Raw genomic sequence first — 17,444 nt, forward strand, 5'->3', positions numbered from 1 at the left:
GTGCGAGTGCGATATGGAAGATGTGCACCCCGCGACCGGGCTTCATGGGGCATCAGCTCCAGGCGAACGCCGCGACGGCATGCCCGTGGTGATGCGAGTTGGGAGCGAGGATCTGCTCCGGGGTCTCGTTGAGGTTGACCTCTTCAATGACCAGGTTCTCCATGGGTGGCACCTCCTTTCTCATCTGCTGCGCGCCCGCCGGGTGCGGGCGGAGGATCGGGAAGCTGCGACGCCAGCAGACCGCGGTAGTCCTCGCGGTGCAGCAGCTCTTCATGGGTGCCCTGGGCGCGGACCCGGCCGGCGGCCAGGAACAGGACCGCGTCGGCGGCCTCGATGGAGCGGAGACGGTGGGCGATGAGGACGGTGGTGCGGTCTGCCCGGGCCAGACGCAGCTCGGTCAGGATGCGTTCTTCGAGTTCGGGATCGAGACTGGCGAGGGATTCGTCCAGGACGAGGATCTCCGGATCGCGCAGGAACGCCCGGGCCAGTCCGAGCCGCTGGCGCTCACCGCCGGAGAGCCCTTCGCCGCGGTCCCCTGGGAGGCCGTCGAGGCCGTCGGGAAGAACGCCGATGCGTTCGGCCAGCGCCGCCCGCCGCAGTGCGGACCAGAGCGCCTCATCGCCGGCTGCCGGATCGGCCAGGCGGAGGTTGGTGCGGACGCTGCTGGCGAAGACGAAGGAGTCCTGGGGGATCAGGGCGACGAGCCGCCTGAGCTCGTCCGGCTCCAGGGTGCGGGCATCGTGTCCGTCCACCCGGACCACCCCGTCGTTGGGGTCTGCGAAACGCAGCATGAGACTGCCCAGGGTTGATTTCCCGGCGCCGGATTCCCCGACGATCGCGAGGGTCTGTCCCCGTGGCACCTGGAAGGAGACACCGTCCAGGACGGCGGGGCCGCCGGGGAAGCTGAACCGCACATCCGCGAATTCGAGCGCCGGGGCGCTGTCCGCCCTCCCGGCGGACGGTGGCGGGGCTGTCTCCAGCGCATGATCGAGAGGATCGGGAAGATCCAGGATCTCCAGCACCCGGCTGCTGGCGGCGGAGATCTCGCCGATCCGCGCCAGGATCCCGGCGAGACCCATCACCGGGTTGAGCGCGGCCATGGCGAGGCCGCTCAGGGTGGGCAGCAGCAGAAGCGGGATCTCTCCGGCCTGGAACGCCAGCGCCAGCAGCACCAGGAGCGAGGTCGCCGCCAGGATCACCTCGACGAGCGCCCCCTCGCCGCCCCGCAGCCAGGCGATGCGTGCTTTCACGCGCTGGATGCCGGCGGTGCCGTCTTTCAGCTGCTGCTGCAGCGCATCGGTGCGGCCACGGCTGAGCAGCTCGGCGATCGACTGGATGCCGTCCAGAGCGGTGACCGCGAGGGCTCCGGTGCGTTCGCGCAGCTCGGTCCCCGCCTGACGTTGCCGGCGCTGGAAGACCGCCGGGACGAGCACCAGGAGCACGGCCGGGAGGAGCAGCAGGAGCGCCTGCGGACCGGTCAGGGCCGTGAGGACGCCGATGAGCACGCTGGGCGTGATCAGCGCCGCCAGCGCCGCTCCGAGGGTGTGCGCGAAAAACCACTCCAGGGTTTCCACGTCTCCCATCGCGCGGGCCACCACGTCCCCGGTCCGCCGCCGTCCCAGCCCCATCGGCGCGGCCCGTTCGATGGCGCGGTGGACGTCCTTGCGGAGGCCGCCGAGCACGCGGTAGGCGAAGGCGTGGGAGAACCAGCTCTCCAGCCAGACGAACAGCCCGTGCGCCAGCATCGCCGCCCCCGCGGCCAGCAGCAATGCCGCGACCACGCCGCCGCCTGCCGCCAGTACGGTACTGGTCACGGCAAGGGAGGACAGGGCGAGCGAAGCGGCCAGGGTCAGCTGCAACGCGACGATGCAGGCTACGGATACGGCGAAGTCGCGTCCCCGTCGGATACGGCGCAGCAGCGCGACGACCGGCGTCAGCGTGTTCATGCCAGCACCTCCTGCCCGCTGCCGGTCGCCTGCAGCCGGCCTCCTCCCAGCCGGATGGCGTGCGCGGCCCCGGTGACGGCGGCCGGCCGGTGAGTGATGACGACGAGGGTGCTGCCGGGCAGGAATTCGCGGATGCCGGCCAGGACGCGTTCTTCCCGGGCGGCGTCCAGCGCGCTCGTGGCCTCGTCCAGGATGAGCAATTGCGGCCGGGAGACCAGGGCTCGGGCGATGGCGAGGCGCTGGCGCTGGCCGCCGGAGAGGTTGGTGCCGCGTTCGGCTACCGGCAGATCCAGCACCTCGGAGCCGGTGGCGCCCTGGAGGCTCTCCAGCCCGGCGGCGCGCAGAGCCGCCGTCAGCCACTCGTCGCCGGCGGTGCGCCCGCCGTCCTGGTCCGCGGGGCCGCTTTCGGCGCCGAGCACCTCACGGACCGTGCCGGCCGGGCACGAGGCGCCCTGCCCGACGAGTGCCAGCCGTCTGCGCAGGACCCTTTCGGGGATGGCCTGCAGCGGGACCCCGCCGATCCGGATGCTTCCGCGTTCCGGCAGGGCGAAGCGTGCCAGCAGGCCCGCCAGCGTGGATTTCCCGGAGCCGGAGGCGCCGATGATGACATTGAGTTCACCGCCGTGCAGGCGGACGGTCAGTCCCGCCAGCGCGGGTGCGGGTGCTTCGTGCTGCCCGGCGTGGGCTTCGGTGCCGTGTTCCGGCCCGTGCCCGGGTTCGTGCTCAGCTCCGGGTTCAATTCCGGCTTCAACTCCGGGTTCTACTCCGGGCGGGTCGGCGAATGCGAATGTCACGGAATCGACCTCCACATCGGCGGCGAGGTCCGGCTCCGCACCAGCGCCGTCGCACTGCGTCCCCAGGGTGCCGCTCGCTTCTGGGGCGTCGCTCGGGGGAGCTGCCTGACGTGCCAGCCGCGCGTACGGGGTGCCCTCGGCGAGGAAACGCTGGATCCCGGCGGCGGCGAACCCGCCCAGGTAGCCGGCATGCCAGTGCGCGGACAGCTCGCGGAAGGGGCGGTACATCTCCGCGGAGACCAGCAGGATCGGGAACAGCGCGAGAGGGTCGAGGGCTCCGGCCCGGACCTGCCAGATGCCCACCGCCAGCCCGATGAGGGGACCGGCGACGTGCGCGGTGGCGGTGAGTCCGCTCTCGACCAGGGAGAGCTTCATCTGACGCATGGTGGAACTCAGCAACCGGTCCGACGCCGCCTCGAGCTCGCCCTGGCGCCGGCGTGCGGCGCCGAGCGCTTTGAGGGTCGTCATGCCCTGCATCGAGTCGACGATCTCCGCGTTGAGGGTCTCATAGGCGTCCCAGTGCTCCCCGCCCCTGCTGGCCAGGATGCGGTCCCATGCCCGGGGAAGGATCACCACGCCCAGGCCGCCCAGCAGCAGCGCGCCGCCCACCCAGGGACTGACCAGGAGAAGCCATGTCCCGGCCGCCAGGACGGTCATCACGGTGACCGCGATCTGGGGCAGGTACCTGCCGTAGAACGGCTCCAGGTTCTCCACCCCCTCGGAGAACAGCGTCTGCAGCCGGCCCGAGCGCGATCCGCTGAGCCCGAAGGGACCCAGATCAGCCACGCGCTGTCCCATCGCCTCCCTCAGCCGGGTCTTGTACCGGCGGCCCAGGCGGTTCACCTCCGCCTCCCGCAGCAGCACCAGGAGCGGGCGCAACGCCAGCAGGACGACCAGCCCCGCCAGCAGGGCACCCAGCAGGCGCAGCCACCCGGCGGGGTCCAGGGACCCGGGCGCGTCCACGCTGAAGATCGCGATGAACACCTGGGCGCTGAGCCACGCGCTGCCCAGGTAGGTCACCGAAACGGCCAATCCCAGGGCGATCACCGGTACCAGGGAGAGCGGTCGCAGGCCGGCGGTGCGCATCAGGGCCAGGGGAGCGGGGAGCGTCATGGATGGCTTTCTCGTCCGATTGGTGTAAAACTGAGAACCGTTATCAATAATTCGTGCACGGAGGGAGGATGTCAACTGGACGCCGCTGGAACCGCCCGGCGCTACGGCGCGCTCGCGATCTGGCTCTCCGTGCTGGTGCCCGGCAGCGTGCTCGTGACGGCGGCCGGCATCGCCGCCGGCCCCGTGCCCATCCCGCTCTCCTCACTGACCCGGATCCTCGGCCACGAGCTGGGCTTCGGTCCCGCGGAGCTCGGCGCCGAGCTGGAATCCCACCGGAACATCGTGATGAGTACCCGCATCCCTCGCGTCCTGCTCGGCTTCGCCGTGGGCGCCGGACTGGCCCTCGCCGGCTGCGTGGTGCAGGTCCTGGTGCGCAATATCCTTGCCGAGCCCTATCTGCTGGGGATCTCCTCCGGCGCGACTGCCGGGGCCGCCGCATCGATCCTCTTCGGCTACGGTTCGGCGCTCGGGGTGTGGGGCCTGACCGGCAGCGCCTTCGCCGGGGCGATCGCCGCCATCGTGCTGGTCCTGGCGGTGTCCGGCATCGGCGGCACCGCGAACAGCACCAGGCTGATCCTCGCCGGTATCGCGGTGTCCTTCATGCTCGCGGCGCTGACCAACTTCATGGTCTTCGCCTCTCAGGGGCAAAGCGGCGCGCGCTCCGTCCTGTTCTGGATGCTCGGCTCGTTGCAGCAGGCCCGCTGGGAGCAGCTGGCACCCACCTGGCTCACCGTGGTCCTGGCCGGTGCCGTGTTCTGGCTGTGGTCGCGCCGACTGGATGCGCTGGCCCTCGGCGACGATGCCTCCCGTTCGCTCGGCATCGACGCCCCGGCTTTCCGCCGTCTCGCCTTCCTGCTGGTGGCTTTCCTGGTGGCCGTCGTGGTCTCCGTCTCCGGGAGCATCGGATTCGTCGGTCTCGTGGTGCCGCATCTGGCCCGGCGGGCCGTCGGCGCCGTGCACCGGCTGGTGCTTCCGGTGAGCGCCCTCATGGGCGGTTCCCTGCTGGTGGCCGCCGATCTCGTCGCCCGGACGGCGTTCGCTCCCCGGGAGCTTCCGCTGGGCATCCTCACGGCGCTCCTGGGCACGCCGCTCCTGCTGATCCTCGTCCATCGATTCAACCGAAGGAGAAATGAGACATGACACGACACGCGTGGCGCCTGGTGGCTCCTGCCGGAGCACTGCTGCTCGGGCTGGCCGGATGCGCCCCGGGCGCGGAGGCGGACTCCGCCGATGCGGGCCAGGGCTTCCCCCGGACGGTGGAGAACTGCGGGCGGGAGATCGTCCTGGAATCCGAGCCGGAGAACGTGCTGACCATCGGTTCCAGCGCCCTGAACTACCTCGCCGCGGCCGGGGCTGGAGACCGCATCGTGGCCCGTTCCGGGGAGTTCTACGTCGAGGAGCCGGACTGGGCCAGCGAGGCGGTGGCCGGAGCGGAGAACATCACGCCGGAAGATCCCGGAACCGAGCAGGTGCTCGGGACCGGCGCGGATCTGGTGGTGCACTCCGGGCTGTTCGCCACGACCTACGAGGACCTTCAGGGCGCCGGCGTTCCCAGCCTCGTCACAGCCGGGGACTGCCTGCATGCCGGCGCGGACATCGGCGAGCCGCCGGTGGACTTCGGCACCATCAACCAGCAGATCCTCGAGTACGGCGATCTCTTCGGCACGCAGGAAGTGGCCGCGGCGAACGTCGAGGCCAATGAATCCGTGCTGGACGAGGCGACGGCCCAGGCGGCGGGCCTGCCCGAGCGGACCGCGGCCGCGCTGTACTACTTCGGCGACGGTGCCCCGCTGTCCGCGTACGGCGGCATCGGCATCATCAACACCCAGTTCGAGATCACCAATCTGAGCAATGTCTTCGCCACGGAAGAGACCGACTTCTTCGACGTCAGCCGCGAATCCGTGCTGGACGCCGACCCCGATGTCCTCGTGGTGGTCTACGGCTTCAGCGGCGAGGACTTCGAGGAGGCCTCCGAGCGGCTGCTCGCCGAGCCCGGCTTCGAGGAACTCACCGCCGCACGCGAGGGTGCGCTGGTGGGCATGCGCAGCGACTCCACGGTGAACAATCCCGAGGCGTTCGCCGGGCTGGCCTCCCTGGCTGAGCAGCTCGCCGAGCTGGATTGAGCGCGGTGGCCGCAGACCACCGCGAACCTGACCGGTCCCAGGCCGGCGCCGCCGCTGATGGCGGCGCCGGCCTGCTGGCAGCGAAGGACCTCGACCTTGCCTTCGGCGGCACCCGCGTGCTGCGGGGGCTGACGCTCTCGCCTCAGCAGGGGCGCACCTTGGGCATTGTGGGCCCCAACGGCAGCGGCAAATCCACTCTGCTGGGCTGTCTGTTCGGGGCGCTGCGTCCCGACGCCGGCGAGGTGCTGCTGGACGGGGAGCCCCTGCGCCGGTTCAGCCAGGCGGAGATCGCCCGGCGCCTCGCCGTCGTCACCCAGCAGCAGGGCGGCGACATCGACCTGACCGTGCAGGAGATGGTCCTGCTGGGGCGCAGTCCGTTCGTCTCCCCGTGGCGGGCCTACTCGGCCCGGGACCGCGCGCTGGCACAGGAGGCGATGGAGCATACCGGGGTGGCGCAGTTGCGGCACCGGTTGCTGGGAGAGCTGTCCGGCGGGGAACGGCAGCGAGCCCTCATCGCCCGCGCCCTCACGCAGCAGCCGCAGCTCATCCTGCTGGACGAACCGACCAACCACCTGGACATTCACTATCAGCACGCCATCATGACGCTCATCTCCGGCGCCAGGCACCGGTGCATCGTGGTCTGCCACGATCTGAACCTGGCGGCGCGGTACTGCGATGAGATCGTCGTCCTGCATCAGGGAGGGGTGATCGCGCAAGGCCCGCCGGACGCGGTGCTCCGGCGGGCGCTGATCGAGGAGGTGTACCGGGTCCGGGTACGCGAGCACCACGTGGACGGCGCGCTGCAGTTCTCCTTCCGGCTGCCCTGAACCTTGAGCGAACCCGGGCCCGGAACGGCGGGGTCCGCGGGGGCTCACCGGCTGCTCAGGGCGCGACCTCGACCTCGGTGCCGTCCGTGAGCCGGACGAGTTCCTCATAGCTCAGCGGGAACATGCTGTCCACGGTCCCGGCGGCGGCCCACAGCTGCGGGTAGCCCGACAGGGCCCGGTCCACGTAGGTCTCCACCGGCGCGGGGTGACCGCAGGGCGCCACGCCGCCGATGATCTGCCCGGTGGCTTTAAGGACCTGATCCGGGGTGGCCCGCTCGATCCTGGCGACGTCGATCACCTCCGCCAGGTGGGCGGTGTCCACGCGGTGCGCCCCGGACGTCATCACCAGGATGGTCCGCCCTGCCCCGGAGCGCCCGATGGCCCGGAAGATCAGGCTGTTGGCGATCGCGCCCACATCGACGCCCAGATGCCCGGCCGCCGCCTTGGCGGTCGGGGCGCCGTGGTCCAGGAACCGGATCTCGATCTCCAGGCCCTTGACGGCGGCCGATTCCACGACGGCGATGTTGCGACGATGCATGCCCTGTTCCCTCACTCCCGCCTCTTCCCTCACGGGGTCTTCACTCTTCCTCGATCAGTCCGCGTTTCAGCAGTAGCGGCCGGACGATGGCCGGACGCCCGCGCAGCAGGGCGAAGGAGTCCTCCATGTCACGCGTGCCTCCCGGTGCCAGGACGGTGCTGCGGAACTGCTCACCGAGGTCCTGGTCCAGTCCGCCGCGCTCCGAGAACCACGCGGCGGTGTCGGCGGCCAGCACTTCGCTCCACAGATACGAGTAGTAGCCGGCCGGGTAGGAGCCGGTGAACACATGCCGGAAGTAGGCGCTGCGGTAGCGGGGCGGCACCACCGCGGCCGGGATCCCGGCGGAGTGGAAGACCTCCTGCTCGAAGGCCACCACGTCCTCGATCGTCTCACCCGGCTCCAGGGAGTGCCAGGTCAAGTCCAGGAGCACGGCGGCGGCGAACTCCAGGGTGCGCACTCCCTCGCCGAACCTGTGCGACTGGCGGATCCGGTCCAGCAACTCGGCGGGGATGCCGCTTTGCCGGACGCGGTCCCAGGCGTAGTTCGCCACGATCTCCGGGTCGAACTGCCACATCTCGTTCAGCTGTGAGGGGTACTCCACGGCGTCGCGCGGCACATTGGTGCCGGAACGGCTGGGGAAGGTGACATCGGAGAACAGGCCGTGCAGCACATGTCCGAACTCGTGGAACAGCGTCGTGACCTCGTCGACGCTCAGCGTGGCGGGCTGCCCCGGAGCGGGCTTGGTGATGTTGCAGGTCAGCGTGATGACCGGGCGCGTCCCGGTCAGGCGGCCCTGGTCGACGAGCTGGTCCATCCAGGCTCCGCCGATCTTCTCCGGCCGGGCGAAGAAGTCCGCCAGCAGGAGCCCCAGTGGCGCGCCATCGGCGTCCGTCACCTCGTAGGCGCGGACGTCCGGGTGATAGAGCTCCAGATCGTCCCGTTCACGGAAGCCGATGCCGTACAGCCGGGAGGCGGCGTAGAGCACGCCGTCGGCGAAGACCGTCTCCAGCTCGAAGTACGGCGCCAGCTCGGCCGGGTCCAGGTGGAAGGTGCGCTGTTGGTAGGCGTGCAGGAGGAAGGTGACGTCCGCCGGATGCAGGTCCGGCGCGCCGCCCGGGTCCGCGTCCTGTTCCGGGTCCGGCTCGGCCGGGCCGGGGGGCTCGATCAGGCCCTCGGCGACGCCGAACTCCGCGAGGGTCCGCAGCTCACGTGCGGCCTTGCCGATCGCCGGCCCGAGCACCTGGGCGAGCAGGTCCCCGGCGGCCGCCGTGGTCTTGGCACAGGCGGCGTGCGTGGACAGGTCCGCGAAGCAGCCGAACCCCAGTTCTCCGGCCAGGTCGGCGCGGGCGGCGGTGAGCTCGGTGATGAGTGCCCGGGTGTCGTCCGGTCCGCCGTCGATGCCACGTCCCAGGGAGAGTTCCATCAGGCGGCGCCGGGTCTCCGGACGCGTGAGCGATGCCAGGGCCGGCTGCTGGCTGGTGTTGACCAGCGGCAGCCGCCATCGCCGCGCGGTCCCGGCGTCCGGCTCGCCGACGCTCTCCTCGGCCGCGGCGAGTTCCTCGGCGGAGAGTCCCTCCAACTCCGTGGCGTCGTCCGTGACGAGAGCGCGGGCATGCTGCTGGCGCTGCACCGCGGCGCCGAAGGCGGCCTCCAGATCGGCGATGCGCACCCGGAGCTCGGCGACCCGGGCGCGGGCCTCCGGGTCCAGGGCGGCCCCGGCCAGCTCGAACTCCTGCAGGGTGTGGGCGTGCACGAAGGAGTCCGCCGGCGTCAGGTCCCCGGTGGGCACCGCCCGCAGCCGCGCGTAGAGAGCGGTGTCCAGGTAGACGGCGTTCTCATGGGCGGCGAGCCGGGGCGCCAGGCGCTTCCACATGTCCCGGACGTCGCTGCCGGCCAGGGCGGAGATCATCAGGCGGATGAGCGCCTGGAGGCGGCGCAGCGGCAGGCCGGACTCTTCGAACCGGACATCGGTGTTGGCGAAGGTGGGCGCCTCGCTGAGCGCGGTGAGACGGGAGATGGCTTCGAGCTGGTAGCCGGCGGCGTGCTCGAAGGCCGCCTCGATCCGTTCCGGCGTGACCGCCGAGAACCGTGGCAGGCCCGCCTCCTGGGGCCCCTCGCCGAGCAGGTCCGCATAGGCCGGATCGAGCCCGGGCACCTCCTGCGCGCCGATGACCGGGATGCGGTCGGTTCGCGGTTCTTCCGTCACGTCTCGTCTCCTTCTGCGTCTCCGGGGCCGCTGGCGGCCCCGGTCAGGGCACCGGGGTGAGCGACGACGGTCGGGGAGGTGCCCAGGAACTCGCGGAAGAGCTGTAGCGCCGGGGTCGGCGCCGATGCCTGCCGGGTCGCCAGGCCGATGTCCCGGTGGGCGTCGGCTCCCGAGATCCTGGTCTGCACTATAGCCGCCGTCCCGGACGCCGGTCCCCGGGCGGTCCGGGCGTCGTCGACGCGCGGCAGGATCGCCAGGCCCAGTCCCGCCGCCGCCAGGCCGCGCAGCGTGGCCAGATCCGAGCCCTCGAACGCGGTCGCGGGGCTGACGCCGGCCTGGGCGAAGAGCCGGTCCACCAGCCTCTGCATCTGGTGCCGTGCCGAGAGTCGGAGGAAGGGATGGCGCGCGGCGTCGCCCAGCGCGAGCCCGCCCTCGGCATCGCGGTGGGCCAGGACCGGATGGTCTCCGGTGCTGGCGATGACGAGTTCCTCGCGGATCAGCGGCTGCCAGGCGGTGCCCGCCGGCCGGGTCTCGTCGACGATGGTGAGTACGGCGTCCAGGTCGTCGCTCATGAGCATCTCGTGCAGGTCGGTCGCCGCGGACTGGTGCAGTCGGAACTCCACCTCCGGTGCCAGTGCGCGGAATCCGGTCAGCAGCGGCGGGACGAGCCAGGCGCCGAGGGAATGCAGGAAGCCCAGCCTGATGGTGCCGTGATGGGGGTCGTCCAGCGCGCGCAGCGCGGCCCGGCCCGCTTCGATGCCGCTCAGGGCGCCGCGGGCGTGCGGCAGGAAGGCGCGGCCGTGGGCGTTGAGCTTGAGCCGCCGGCCGTGCCGGGCGAAGAGGGGGCGTCCCAGTTCGCGTTCCAGCCGGGCGAGGCTGCGCGAGAGCGTGGGCTGCGGCAGTCCGAGTTCTGCGGCGGTGACGGTCATGTTCTCCGTTTCCGCCAGCCGCGCGAAGAGGTGCAACGCCGCGAGGTCCATGCGGCGATTCTATCCGGCCTGCGGGCGTCTTATGCGTTGATCGAATCAACACCGGTCTTGCTGGTGCATTTCAGCTATCTGCCGCGCGGGAGCAGACTGGGAGATCATGAGCCAGACGCACGGACCCGGGGGATTCGAGGGGTACCGTGCCGGCGAACCCGGAGCCACGCGGATCAGCGTCGCCCTCCTGCTGGCCGGACTGGCGACGTTCACGATGCTCTACAGCACGCAGGCGCTGCTGCCGGCACTGGCGCGCACGCACGGCATCACGCCGGGCCAGTCGGCGCTCTCGGTGTCCCTGGCCACCGCCGGGCTGGGCATCGGCCTGCTGGTCGCCGCCCCGCTGGCCGAACGGCTCGGCCGCACCCCGCTGATCCACGGTTCCCTGTTCCTCTCCAGCGGGCTGGGCCTGGTGGCCGCAGTGGTGCCCAGCTGGGACGCCTTCCTGGTGCTGCGTCTGCTGCAGGGCTTCGTGATGGCCGGGCTTCCGGCCGTGGCGGCGGTCTACCTGCGGGAGGAGATGCACCGTGGCAGCGTCTCCCGGGCCACTGCCATCTACATCTTCGGCACCAGCACCGGCGGGCTGTCCGGACGGATCGTCTCCGCTGGCCTCCTGGAGCTGAGCGAGTGGACCGGGTTCCCCGACGCCAGCTGGGCCGATCTGGGGTGGATCACCCTGGCCGGAGAGCACTTCGCCCTGCTGGGCACCGCGGTGCTGAGCCTGGGCTGCGCGATCGTCTGCCGCCTGCTGCTGCCGGCCTCACGCCGGTTCGTCCCGCGGCCGGTGCCGGTGCGACGCCTGCCGGCGGACTTCGGACGCGTCTTCACCGATCCGGTGCTGCTGGGCCTGTGCGCCATCTCCGCGCTCATGATGGGCGTCTTCGTCGGGACCTTCAACGCCCTGGGCTTCCGGCTGGAGGCGGCGCCCTATCTGCTGCCCATCGGCCTCATCGGCCTGATCTACCTGGCCTATCCCATCGCCGGGATGGTGGGGGTCAGGGCAGGGCGCATCGCCGATGCCCGCGGTCCCAGTGCCGTGATGACCGCCGGCGTGCTGGTGATGCTGATCGGCGTCGCCGTGGTGGCGGTGCCGTGGCTGCCGGGCATCCTGCTGGGCGTGGTGGTGCTGTGCTGCGGGTTCTTCACGGTCCATGCCATCGCCTCCGCATGGGTGCCCAACCGGGCCTCCGCGACCGGGCGGAGTCCCGCGCATGCCGCGTCGATGTACGCCCTGTTCTACTACGCCGGCTCGAGCGTCAGCGGCAATCTGACGCCCCAGGTCTGGCAGGACGGCGGCTGGGGCGCGGTTCTGATGGTCACCGGTGGCCTGGTCGTGGCGGCCTTCGTGATCGCGGTGCTGCTGCGCCGGGGTGAACGGCGCCGATGATGCCATCCGGTGCGCTACGCTGCTCACGAAGCCTGTCCGCCCCGGTCCCTCAGGAGGTCCGCCATGTCGCCGGGCCCCGCTGAGCAGCCGCCGGCCGGAGCCGCCCGCCGGGCCGCGCCCGCCGAGCGGGTGGTGCAGCTGCGAGCATTCCAGATCGGGCTGCTGGGCACTCTGGGCGTGGGCGTGGGCCTGGCGATCATCGGCTCCCTGCAGACGGTCAGCACATTGCTGGCCTATGTGGGCCTGGCGCTGTTCCTCGCCCTGGGGCTCGATCCGGTGGTCAGCTGGCTCGAGCGCAAGGGCCTGCGTCGCGGCTGGGCCGTGGCCACGGTGTTCCTCGGACTGGTGGGTGTGGCGGTGGGGATCTCGTTCCTGATCGTCCCGGTGCTGCTGCGGCAGATCCAGGACTTCATCCAGGGCATCCCGCAGCTGTTCGAGGAGTTCCGGCGCACGGGCGTCTTCCAGGAGCTGGACGAGCGCTTCGCCGGGGTGACGGACGTGGACGCGCTGGCCGACAACCTCAACTCCTACCTGGCGGACCCGGAGAACCTGCTCTCCCTCGGGGGCGGTGTCCTGGCGATCGGCGCGGGCATCGTCGGCTTCGCCGGCGGTCTGCTGATCGTCCTCATCCTGACCCTGTACTTCGTCACCTCGCTGGCGAGCATCAAGCGGGGACTGTACCTGCTGGTCCCGGCCAGCTCGCAGGTGGAGTTCATGTCCGTGGCCGAGGAGGTCACCCGTTCGGTGGGGCGGTACGTGCTGGGTCAGACCAGCCTGGCCGCCACGAACGGCATCCTCAGTTTCACGGTGCTCTCCCTGCTGGGCGCGCCCCTGCCGGTGCTGCTGGCGGCCATCGCCTTCCTCGGCTCCATGGTGCCGCTGGTGGGCACGCTCACCGGTTCGACCATCATCGTGGTCTCCTGCCTGGTGGCCGATCCCCACGTGGCGTTCATCGCCGCCGTGTACTACTTGATCTACATGCAGGTCGAGGCCTATCTGCTCAGCCCCCGGATCATGAACAAGGCCGTCCAGGTGCCCGGCTCGCTCGTGGTGATCGCGGCGGTCGCCGGCGGCACGCTCGGCGGCGTGCTCGGTGCGCTGGTGGCGATCCCGCTGGCGGCCTCGCTGCTGATCGTGGTCCGCCGGGTCGTGGTGCCGCGGCAGGCCCAGCGGTAGGGAGGGGCCCTCAGTGGCCGCTGTGCGCCGCGCCGCTGCGGGGTCCATAGCCCCGGCGGCCGTCCGGCGCGGGTGACTCGAACGCCGACGGCTCGCCGGATCCCGGGCCGTCGACCACCGTGAACTGACCCATCATGCCCTCGTCCTCGTGATACAGCAGATGGCAGTGGTACATGTACGGCACTTCCGGATCGGTGTACCGCTCGAACCGCACCAGCAGCCGGGTGGTGCGCTGGGGCTCGACGTAGACGGTGTCCTTCCACCCGGCGAGGTCCGGCGGCGGTTCCGCGCCATCCACATCGTGCACCTGGAACTGCGCGTTGTGGATGTGGAAGTTGTGCGGGATCGGGTCCATATTGACCACCTGCCAGAGCTCCAGCTGGTCGACCGGTGCGGCGAAGTCGATCCGGGACATGCTCATCGCCCGCGAATTGATCTGGAAGCCCTGCAGCCGGAACTGGCGCGTCTCCACCGCGTCGTCCGCCCGGTGACGCGGCACCTCGGCCAGTACTGCCGGGAGACCCAGGTCCTCCGGCGCGGTGACCGCCGGGACCGTTCGGTCCGCGTCGGCGTCCTCCTGGGCTCCGGCGTCGGCTGCGGCCGGCGGCCCGGTGACGGTGAGGATGGCCAGTTCGTCGCGTGCCCCCACATCGTCCGGGTCGGCCACCGAACCCATCCGGGGTTCGGCGGAGATCAGCTGCGCCGTCTCGCCGGGCACCAGCCGCACGACGATCTCCGCGCGCTCACCCGGCGAGAGGTGCACCGCATCGGTGAGGAACGGCTCGGCCAGCAGCCCGCCGTCTGAGGCGATCTGCGCGAAGGTGCGGCCATCGGCGAAACGGAACCCGTATACCCGGGTGTTCGAGCCGTTCACGAGGCGGAACCGGGTCACCTCCCGCTCGGCCTCGAACAGAGGATTCACCTGACCGTTGACCACGATGGTTTGTCCCAGTACACCCACATTGGTGCCGAAGGAGGCGTCCATCAGCTCGCCGTCCTCGGCGAGGCGCTTGTCCTGCACGACGAGGGGCACATCGTCGACGCCGTACTCGGAGGGGATTCCCGCCTCGGCGGCATCGTCGTCGTCCTGCAGCCAGAGCAGCCCGGCCAGGCCGCGGTACACCTGCTGCGCGGTGTTCCCGTGCGGATGCGGGTGGTACCAGCCGGTCATGGCGGGCTGATCGGGGGTGAACTCCGCGCTCCAGGAGTCGCCGGGTTCGATGGGCTGATGGGGGCCGCCGTCGGCTGCGGCGGGCAGTTTGATGCCGTGCCAGTGCACCGTGGTGGTCTCCGGCAGCTCGTTGCGTACGCTCACGCGCACCGGTTGGCCACGCCGCAGCAGCAGCGTGGGGCCCAGATAGGCGCCGTTGAACCCCCAGGTGGCCGTCGTGGTGCCGGGCACGAACTCACTCGTCCCCGTCTGCGCCGTCAGCGTGAACGTCGCCACATCACCGTCCATGTCCGGCTCCAGCAGCTCCGGGATCGGCAGCGGGCGCGGGGTGCCCTCGACCGGCCCGGCCTCCTGCGTGCAGGCGGCCAGGGCGGGAACCACGGGAATGAGCGGGAGCAGGGCGCCGGCGCGCAGCAGGGAGCGTCGATGGAGATCCACCCCTCCATCATCGCGTGCGGCGCGTTCCGGATGCGCGCCGTGTCACGAGCTGGACCATTGTGTCCCAGTGGGCAGGAGCCTACGCTTGAGGACACCGGCGCGGGGCGCGTCCCGCGCACGGGCTGCTGACACGAGGGACTGGCGCGGCCGCGCAAGGAGGCGTCCGGCATCGCGGCCCCTCCGACGGGAAGGAGATCCTCCATGACCGCGGTCGCACTCGAAGCCCGCGCCAGGATCGCAGGTGAGGAGAGGTCCCGCGTCGCGCTGACCGAAGACGCCCGGGACTTGCTCCTCACCCTCATGCGTCGCCACGGTCCGCTCATGTTCCACCAGTCCGGTGGCTGCTGCGACGGTTCCTCGCCGATGTGCTACCCGGCCGGTGAGTTCCTCACCGGCGACGCCGATGTCCTGCTGGGCACGTTCCGGCTACCGGCGCCCGAGGGAATGCCCGCCGGGCTGCCCGGTGACGGGGGAGCCGATGCCCGCCCCGCCGATGAGGGTCACACGGCCGGGCCCGGGGAGGTCGACATCGACTTCTGGATGTCCCGCGAGCAGTTCGAGTACTGGAAGCACACACATCTCACCGTCGACGTGGTGGACGGCCGCGGATCGGGCTTCTCCGTGGAAGCGCCCGAGGGCAAGCGGTTCCTCATCCGCTCCGCGCTGATGGAGGACTGACCACCGGGGAGCCGGCGCTCCGGTCCCAAGTCGATTGATTCCGGTGTCGTGCGCTAGTTCCCCGTGAGCTCACGGGGAACTAGTGCACGACGCCGGAAGTTTCGCCGCCTCTTACCCTGTTCCGCTGCCGGCGGCAGGATGCTGCTCACAGCCGCGCCGGGTTCCGCCGCCGCGCGAGCCGGCACAGGCTGGGCGCATGACACCACGAACCGATATCGCCGCACCCCTGCCGCCGCGAGCCACTGCCGAGCCCGGCGCTGAGCCCGTCTTCCGCGCCGAGACCGCACGCATGCTCTACGCCCACCGCGTGGTCCTGTTCACCGGTGAGCTCGACGACGCCCTGGGCACCGAGATCATCGCCCGGCTGGCCATGCTCTCCCGGGAGAACTCGCGCGCGGACATCCACCTGTGGATCCAGTCACCCGGCGGTTCGGTGCCGATGATGCACGCCATCGCCGACACCATCGCCGCCATTCCCAACGACGTGAGCACCCTGGCTCTGGGCTGGGCGGCATCAGCGGGGCAGTTCGTCCTGAGCATGGGCACGCCCGGCAAGCGGCTCGCTCTGCCGCACGCGCGGATCCTGCTGCATCAGGGCTCCTCGGGAATCGGCGGGGCCGCCGCCGATGTCGAACTGCAGGCCGGTGATCTGCGCCGGGTACGGGACACCGTGCTGGGGGAGATCGCCAGGGCCACCGGGCAGCCGCAGGAGCGGGTCTTCGAGGACTCGCTGCGCGACCGCTGGTTCTCCGCCCAGGAGGCGGTGGACTACGGTCTGTGCGACCGGATCGCCGATGGCGCGGGACTGCTGCCGTGAGCACCTACACCATTCCGAATGTCGTCTCCCGCGACGGACGTGGTGAGCGCATCGTCGACGTCTACTCCCGGCTGCTGGAGGGGCGGATCATCTACCTGGGGACGGGCATCGACGACGGTGTCGCCAATGCGGTGATCGCGCAGCTTCTGCATCTGGACGCCGAGAGCACCGACCAGCCGATCAACCTCTACATCAACTCGCCGGGCGGTTCGCTCACGGCGGTGCTGGCGATCTACGACACCATGCGGTACACGCGGGCGCCGATCGCCACGACCTGCATCGGGCAGGCGGTCGCCGATGCGGCACTGCTGCTGGCTGCCGGCGAACCGGGGCGCAGATCGATCCTGCCCCATGGCCGGGTGGTGCCGCGCCAGCCGCAGACGGAGGGCGGCCGCGCCGCGATCCCCGATCTGATCGTGGCGGCCGATGAGGTGATCCGCCAGCGCGATCAGATCGAGCGGGTGCTGGCTTCACTCACCGGCAAGGAGGTGAGCCGGCTGCGGCGGGACATGGACCGGGACATGGTGCTCACGGCCGAGGGGGCGCGGGACTACGGCGTGGTGGACCGGATCGCCGGTAGCACCTGAGAGGTCCGTGGTCCGGGGCCCGAGGCGCGTCGGCTGGCGGGCTTAGTTCCGGAGATGTGCACAAATTCCGCGTCAGCTCACCCGGAATTTGTACACACCTCCGGAAACAGCGTGCATCCCTGGAAAGCCGCGGGAAAACTAGCCGGGCCGGTGAGGCCTGTCTAGGCCACGAGGGCGACCCTGGTTAGGCCACCAGGGAGAGGGACACCTGGTTGTGGCCGGACCCGGGCCGTGCGGGTGCTGGGGAGGCAGCGGCGGTGTAGAGGGACACCAGTGTGCGCCGGTCTCCGCGGTGCAAGGCGTCGAGCACGAGCATCAGGAGATCGGGCAGACCGAGCCCGAGGGCGCCTGCGGCCGCGTCCAGGACTTCCGATGACGGGTCTTTCACGCCGCGTTCGATCTCGGAGAGGTACTGGGTGGAGATCCCGGCGCGCCGGGCGATCTCGGCCAGGGTCCGACCCTGCGCGGTGCGTTCCAGTCGCAGGGCCAGGCCAAGGCGTTCCCGCAGCAGGGGCGGGGCGGCGTCGTGGCCCGGGCGGTGTGCTGGCTGCGGGATCTGCTCGTCCATGCGCTCAGCGTAGGTGCCGGCCGGCCGCGTCCGCGAGCCCTTCTGCCCACAGCAGAAGCGGCCCGCCCCGTGTCATCCAGGAGCGGGCCACGTAT

15 protein-coding genes are annotated in these 17,444 nt (G+C 71.0%); 8 read left to right on the plus strand and 7 right to left on the minus strand.

What is annotated here, in order from left to right; translation table 11 throughout:
• Nucleotides 1-143: 143 nt before the first annotated feature.
• Nucleotides 144-1,946 (minus strand): ABC transporter ATP-binding protein, encoded by a 1,803-nt coding sequence (locus IEW13_RS13995; RefSeq protein ID WP_188551545.1) that lies wholly within the window; start codon nucleotides 1,944-1,946, stop codon nucleotides 144-146.
• On the minus strand, nucleotides 1,943-3,853 hold the full coding sequence (locus tag IEW13_RS14000; RefSeq protein ID WP_188551546.1) for an ATP-binding cassette domain-containing protein: 1,911 nt from the start codon (nucleotides 3,851-3,853) through the stop codon (nucleotides 1,943-1,945). Before IEW13_RS14000 ends, IEW13_RS13995 begins: the two co-directional genes overlap by 4 nt.
• A 129-nt stretch (nucleotides 3,854-3,982) precedes the next feature.
• Here IEW13_RS14000 and IEW13_RS14005 point away from each other — a divergent pair, with 129 nt between their 5' ends.
• Genes IEW13_RS14005 through IEW13_RS14015 form a run of 3 tightly spaced genes read left to right on the plus strand, consistent with a single transcriptional unit; the run spans nucleotide 3,983 to nucleotide 6,803 of the window.
• Nucleotides 3,983-4,993: a FecCD family ABC transporter permease gene (locus IEW13_RS14005; RefSeq protein WP_229745184.1), complete on the plus strand. Its 1,011-nt coding sequence runs from the start codon at nucleotides 3,983-3,985 to the stop codon at nucleotides 4,991-4,993.
• Nucleotides 4,990-5,976 carry an ABC transporter substrate-binding protein gene (locus IEW13_RS14010; protein ID WP_188551547.1) on the plus strand — a complete coding sequence of 329 codons (987 nt, stop codon included), beginning with the start codon at nucleotides 4,990-4,992 and terminating at the stop codon, nucleotides 5,974-5,976. Before IEW13_RS14005 ends, IEW13_RS14010 begins: the two co-directional genes overlap by 4 nt.
• 5 nt (nucleotides 5,977-5,981) lie before the next feature.
• Nucleotides 5,982-6,803: an ABC transporter ATP-binding protein gene (locus IEW13_RS14015; RefSeq protein WP_229745185.1), complete on the plus strand. Its 822-nt coding sequence runs from the start codon at nucleotides 5,982-5,984 to the stop codon at nucleotides 6,801-6,803.
• 55 nt (nucleotides 6,804-6,858) lie between these two features.
• Here IEW13_RS14015 and IEW13_RS14020 read toward each other — a convergent pair whose 3' ends face one another.
• Genes IEW13_RS14020 through IEW13_RS14030 form a run of 3 tightly spaced genes read right to left on the minus strand, consistent with a single transcriptional unit; the run spans nucleotide 6,859 to nucleotide 10,527 of the window.
• The gene (locus IEW13_RS14020) at nucleotides 6,859-7,341 is read right to left on the minus strand and encodes a YbaK/EbsC family protein (protein WP_188551548.1); all 483 of its coding nucleotides are present in this window, start codon (nucleotides 7,339-7,341) and stop codon (nucleotides 6,859-6,861) included.
• A 40-nt stretch (nucleotides 7,342-7,381) separates the two neighbouring features.
• On the minus strand, nucleotides 7,382-9,547 hold the full coding sequence (locus IEW13_RS14025) for a M3 family metallopeptidase (RefSeq protein ID WP_188551549.1): 2,166 nt from the start codon (nucleotides 9,545-9,547) through the stop codon (nucleotides 7,382-7,384).
• The gene (locus IEW13_RS14030; protein WP_188551550.1) at nucleotides 9,544-10,527 is read right to left on the minus strand and encodes a LysR family transcriptional regulator; all 984 of its coding nucleotides are present in this window, start codon (nucleotides 10,525-10,527) and stop codon (nucleotides 9,544-9,546) included. The genes IEW13_RS14025 and IEW13_RS14030 overlap by 4 nt, the downstream gene beginning before the upstream one ends.
• 106 nt (nucleotides 10,528-10,633) lie before the next feature.
• Here IEW13_RS14030 and IEW13_RS14035 point away from each other — a divergent pair, with 106 nt between their 5' ends.
• Both IEW13_RS14035 and IEW13_RS14040 read left to right on the plus strand, forming a co-directional pair.
• Nucleotides 10,634-11,914: an MFS transporter gene (locus tag IEW13_RS14035; RefSeq protein WP_188551551.1), complete on the plus strand. Its 1,281-nt coding sequence runs from the start codon at nucleotides 10,634-10,636 to the stop codon at nucleotides 11,912-11,914.
• 63 nt (nucleotides 11,915-11,977) lie between these two features.
• Nucleotides 11,978-13,090, plus strand: a complete 1,113-nt coding sequence (locus tag IEW13_RS14040) for an AI-2E family transporter (protein WP_188551552.1) — start codon at nucleotides 11,978-11,980, stop codon at nucleotides 13,088-13,090.
• Nucleotides 13,091-13,100: 10 nt separating this feature from the next.
• On the opposite strand, the gene IEW13_RS14045 is transcribed toward IEW13_RS14040, so the two are convergent.
• The gene (locus IEW13_RS14045; RefSeq protein ID WP_188551553.1) at nucleotides 13,101-14,699 is read right to left on the minus strand and encodes a multicopper oxidase family protein; all 1,599 of its coding nucleotides are present in this window, start codon (nucleotides 14,697-14,699) and stop codon (nucleotides 13,101-13,103) included.
• 201 nt (nucleotides 14,700-14,900) lie between these two features.
• On the opposite strand from IEW13_RS14045, the gene IEW13_RS14050 reads away from it, so the two are divergent.
• The 3 genes from IEW13_RS14050 to IEW13_RS14060 all read left to right on the plus strand — a co-directional run bounded on the left by IEW13_RS14050 (nucleotide 14,901) and on the right by IEW13_RS14060 (nucleotide 16,781).
• Entirely contained in the window at nucleotides 14,901-15,377 is a 477-nt protein-coding gene (locus IEW13_RS14050; protein WP_188551554.1) for a DUF779 domain-containing protein, read from the plus strand.
• A 196-nt stretch (nucleotides 15,378-15,573) separates the two neighbouring features.
• Nucleotides 15,574-16,194: a ClpP family protease gene (locus tag IEW13_RS14055; RefSeq protein WP_188551555.1), complete on the plus strand. Its 621-nt coding sequence runs from the start codon at nucleotides 15,574-15,576 to the stop codon at nucleotides 16,192-16,194.
• On the plus strand, nucleotides 16,191-16,781 hold the full coding sequence (locus IEW13_RS14060; protein ID WP_188551556.1) for a ClpP family protease: 591 nt from the start codon (nucleotides 16,191-16,193) through the stop codon (nucleotides 16,779-16,781). Before IEW13_RS14055 ends, IEW13_RS14060 begins: the two co-directional genes overlap by 4 nt.
• Before the next feature lie 184 nt (nucleotides 16,782-16,965).
• On the opposite strand, the gene IEW13_RS14065 is transcribed toward IEW13_RS14060, so the two are convergent.
• Nucleotides 16,966-17,349 carry a helix-turn-helix domain-containing protein gene (locus tag IEW13_RS14065; RefSeq protein ID WP_188551557.1) on the minus strand — a complete coding sequence of 128 codons (384 nt, stop codon included), beginning with the start codon at nucleotides 17,347-17,349 and terminating at the stop codon, nucleotides 16,966-16,968.
• Nucleotides 17,350-17,444 lie beyond the last annotated feature (95 nt).

Source organism: Sediminivirga luteola (assembly GCF_014639315.1).
Lineage (GTDB): Bacteria > Actinomycetota > Actinomycetes > Actinomycetales > Brevibacteriaceae > Sediminivirga > Sediminivirga luteola.

Bases quoted from the DNA above. Each gene is read 5' to 3' on its own strand.
- IEW13_RS13995 (WP_188551545.1), bottom strand. From the start codon at position 1,946: ATGAACACGCTGACGCCGGTCGTCGCGCTGCTGCGCCGTATCCGACGG.
- IEW13_RS14000 (WP_188551546.1), bottom strand. From the start codon at position 3,853: ATGACGCTCCCCGCTCCCCTGGCCCTGATGCGCACCGCCGGCCTGCGA.
- IEW13_RS14010 (WP_188551547.1), top strand. From the start codon at position 4,990: ATGACACGACACGCGTGGCGCCTGGTGGCTCCTGCCGGAGCACTGCTG.
- IEW13_RS14020 (WP_188551548.1), bottom strand. From the start codon at position 7,341: ATGCATCGTCGCAACATCGCCGTCGTGGAATCGGCCGCCGTCAAGGGC.
- IEW13_RS14030 (WP_188551550.1), bottom strand. From the start codon at position 10,527: ATGGACCTCGCGGCGTTGCACCTCTTCGCGCGGCTGGCGGAAACGGAG.
- IEW13_RS14035 (WP_188551551.1), top strand. From the start codon at position 10,634: ATGAGCCAGACGCACGGACCCGGGGGATTCGAGGGGTACCGTGCCGGC.
- IEW13_RS14040 (WP_188551552.1), top strand. From the start codon at position 11,978: ATGTCGCCGGGCCCCGCTGAGCAGCCGCCGGCCGGAGCCGCCCGCCGG.
- IEW13_RS14050 (WP_188551554.1), top strand. From the start codon at position 14,901: ATGACCGCGGTCGCACTCGAAGCCCGCGCCAGGATCGCAGGTGAGGAG.
- IEW13_RS14055 (WP_188551555.1), top strand. From the start codon at position 15,574: ATGACACCACGAACCGATATCGCCGCACCCCTGCCGCCGCGAGCCACT.
- IEW13_RS14065 (WP_188551557.1), bottom strand. From the start codon at position 17,349: ATGGACGAGCAGATCCCGCAGCCAGCACACCGCCCGGGCCACGACGCC.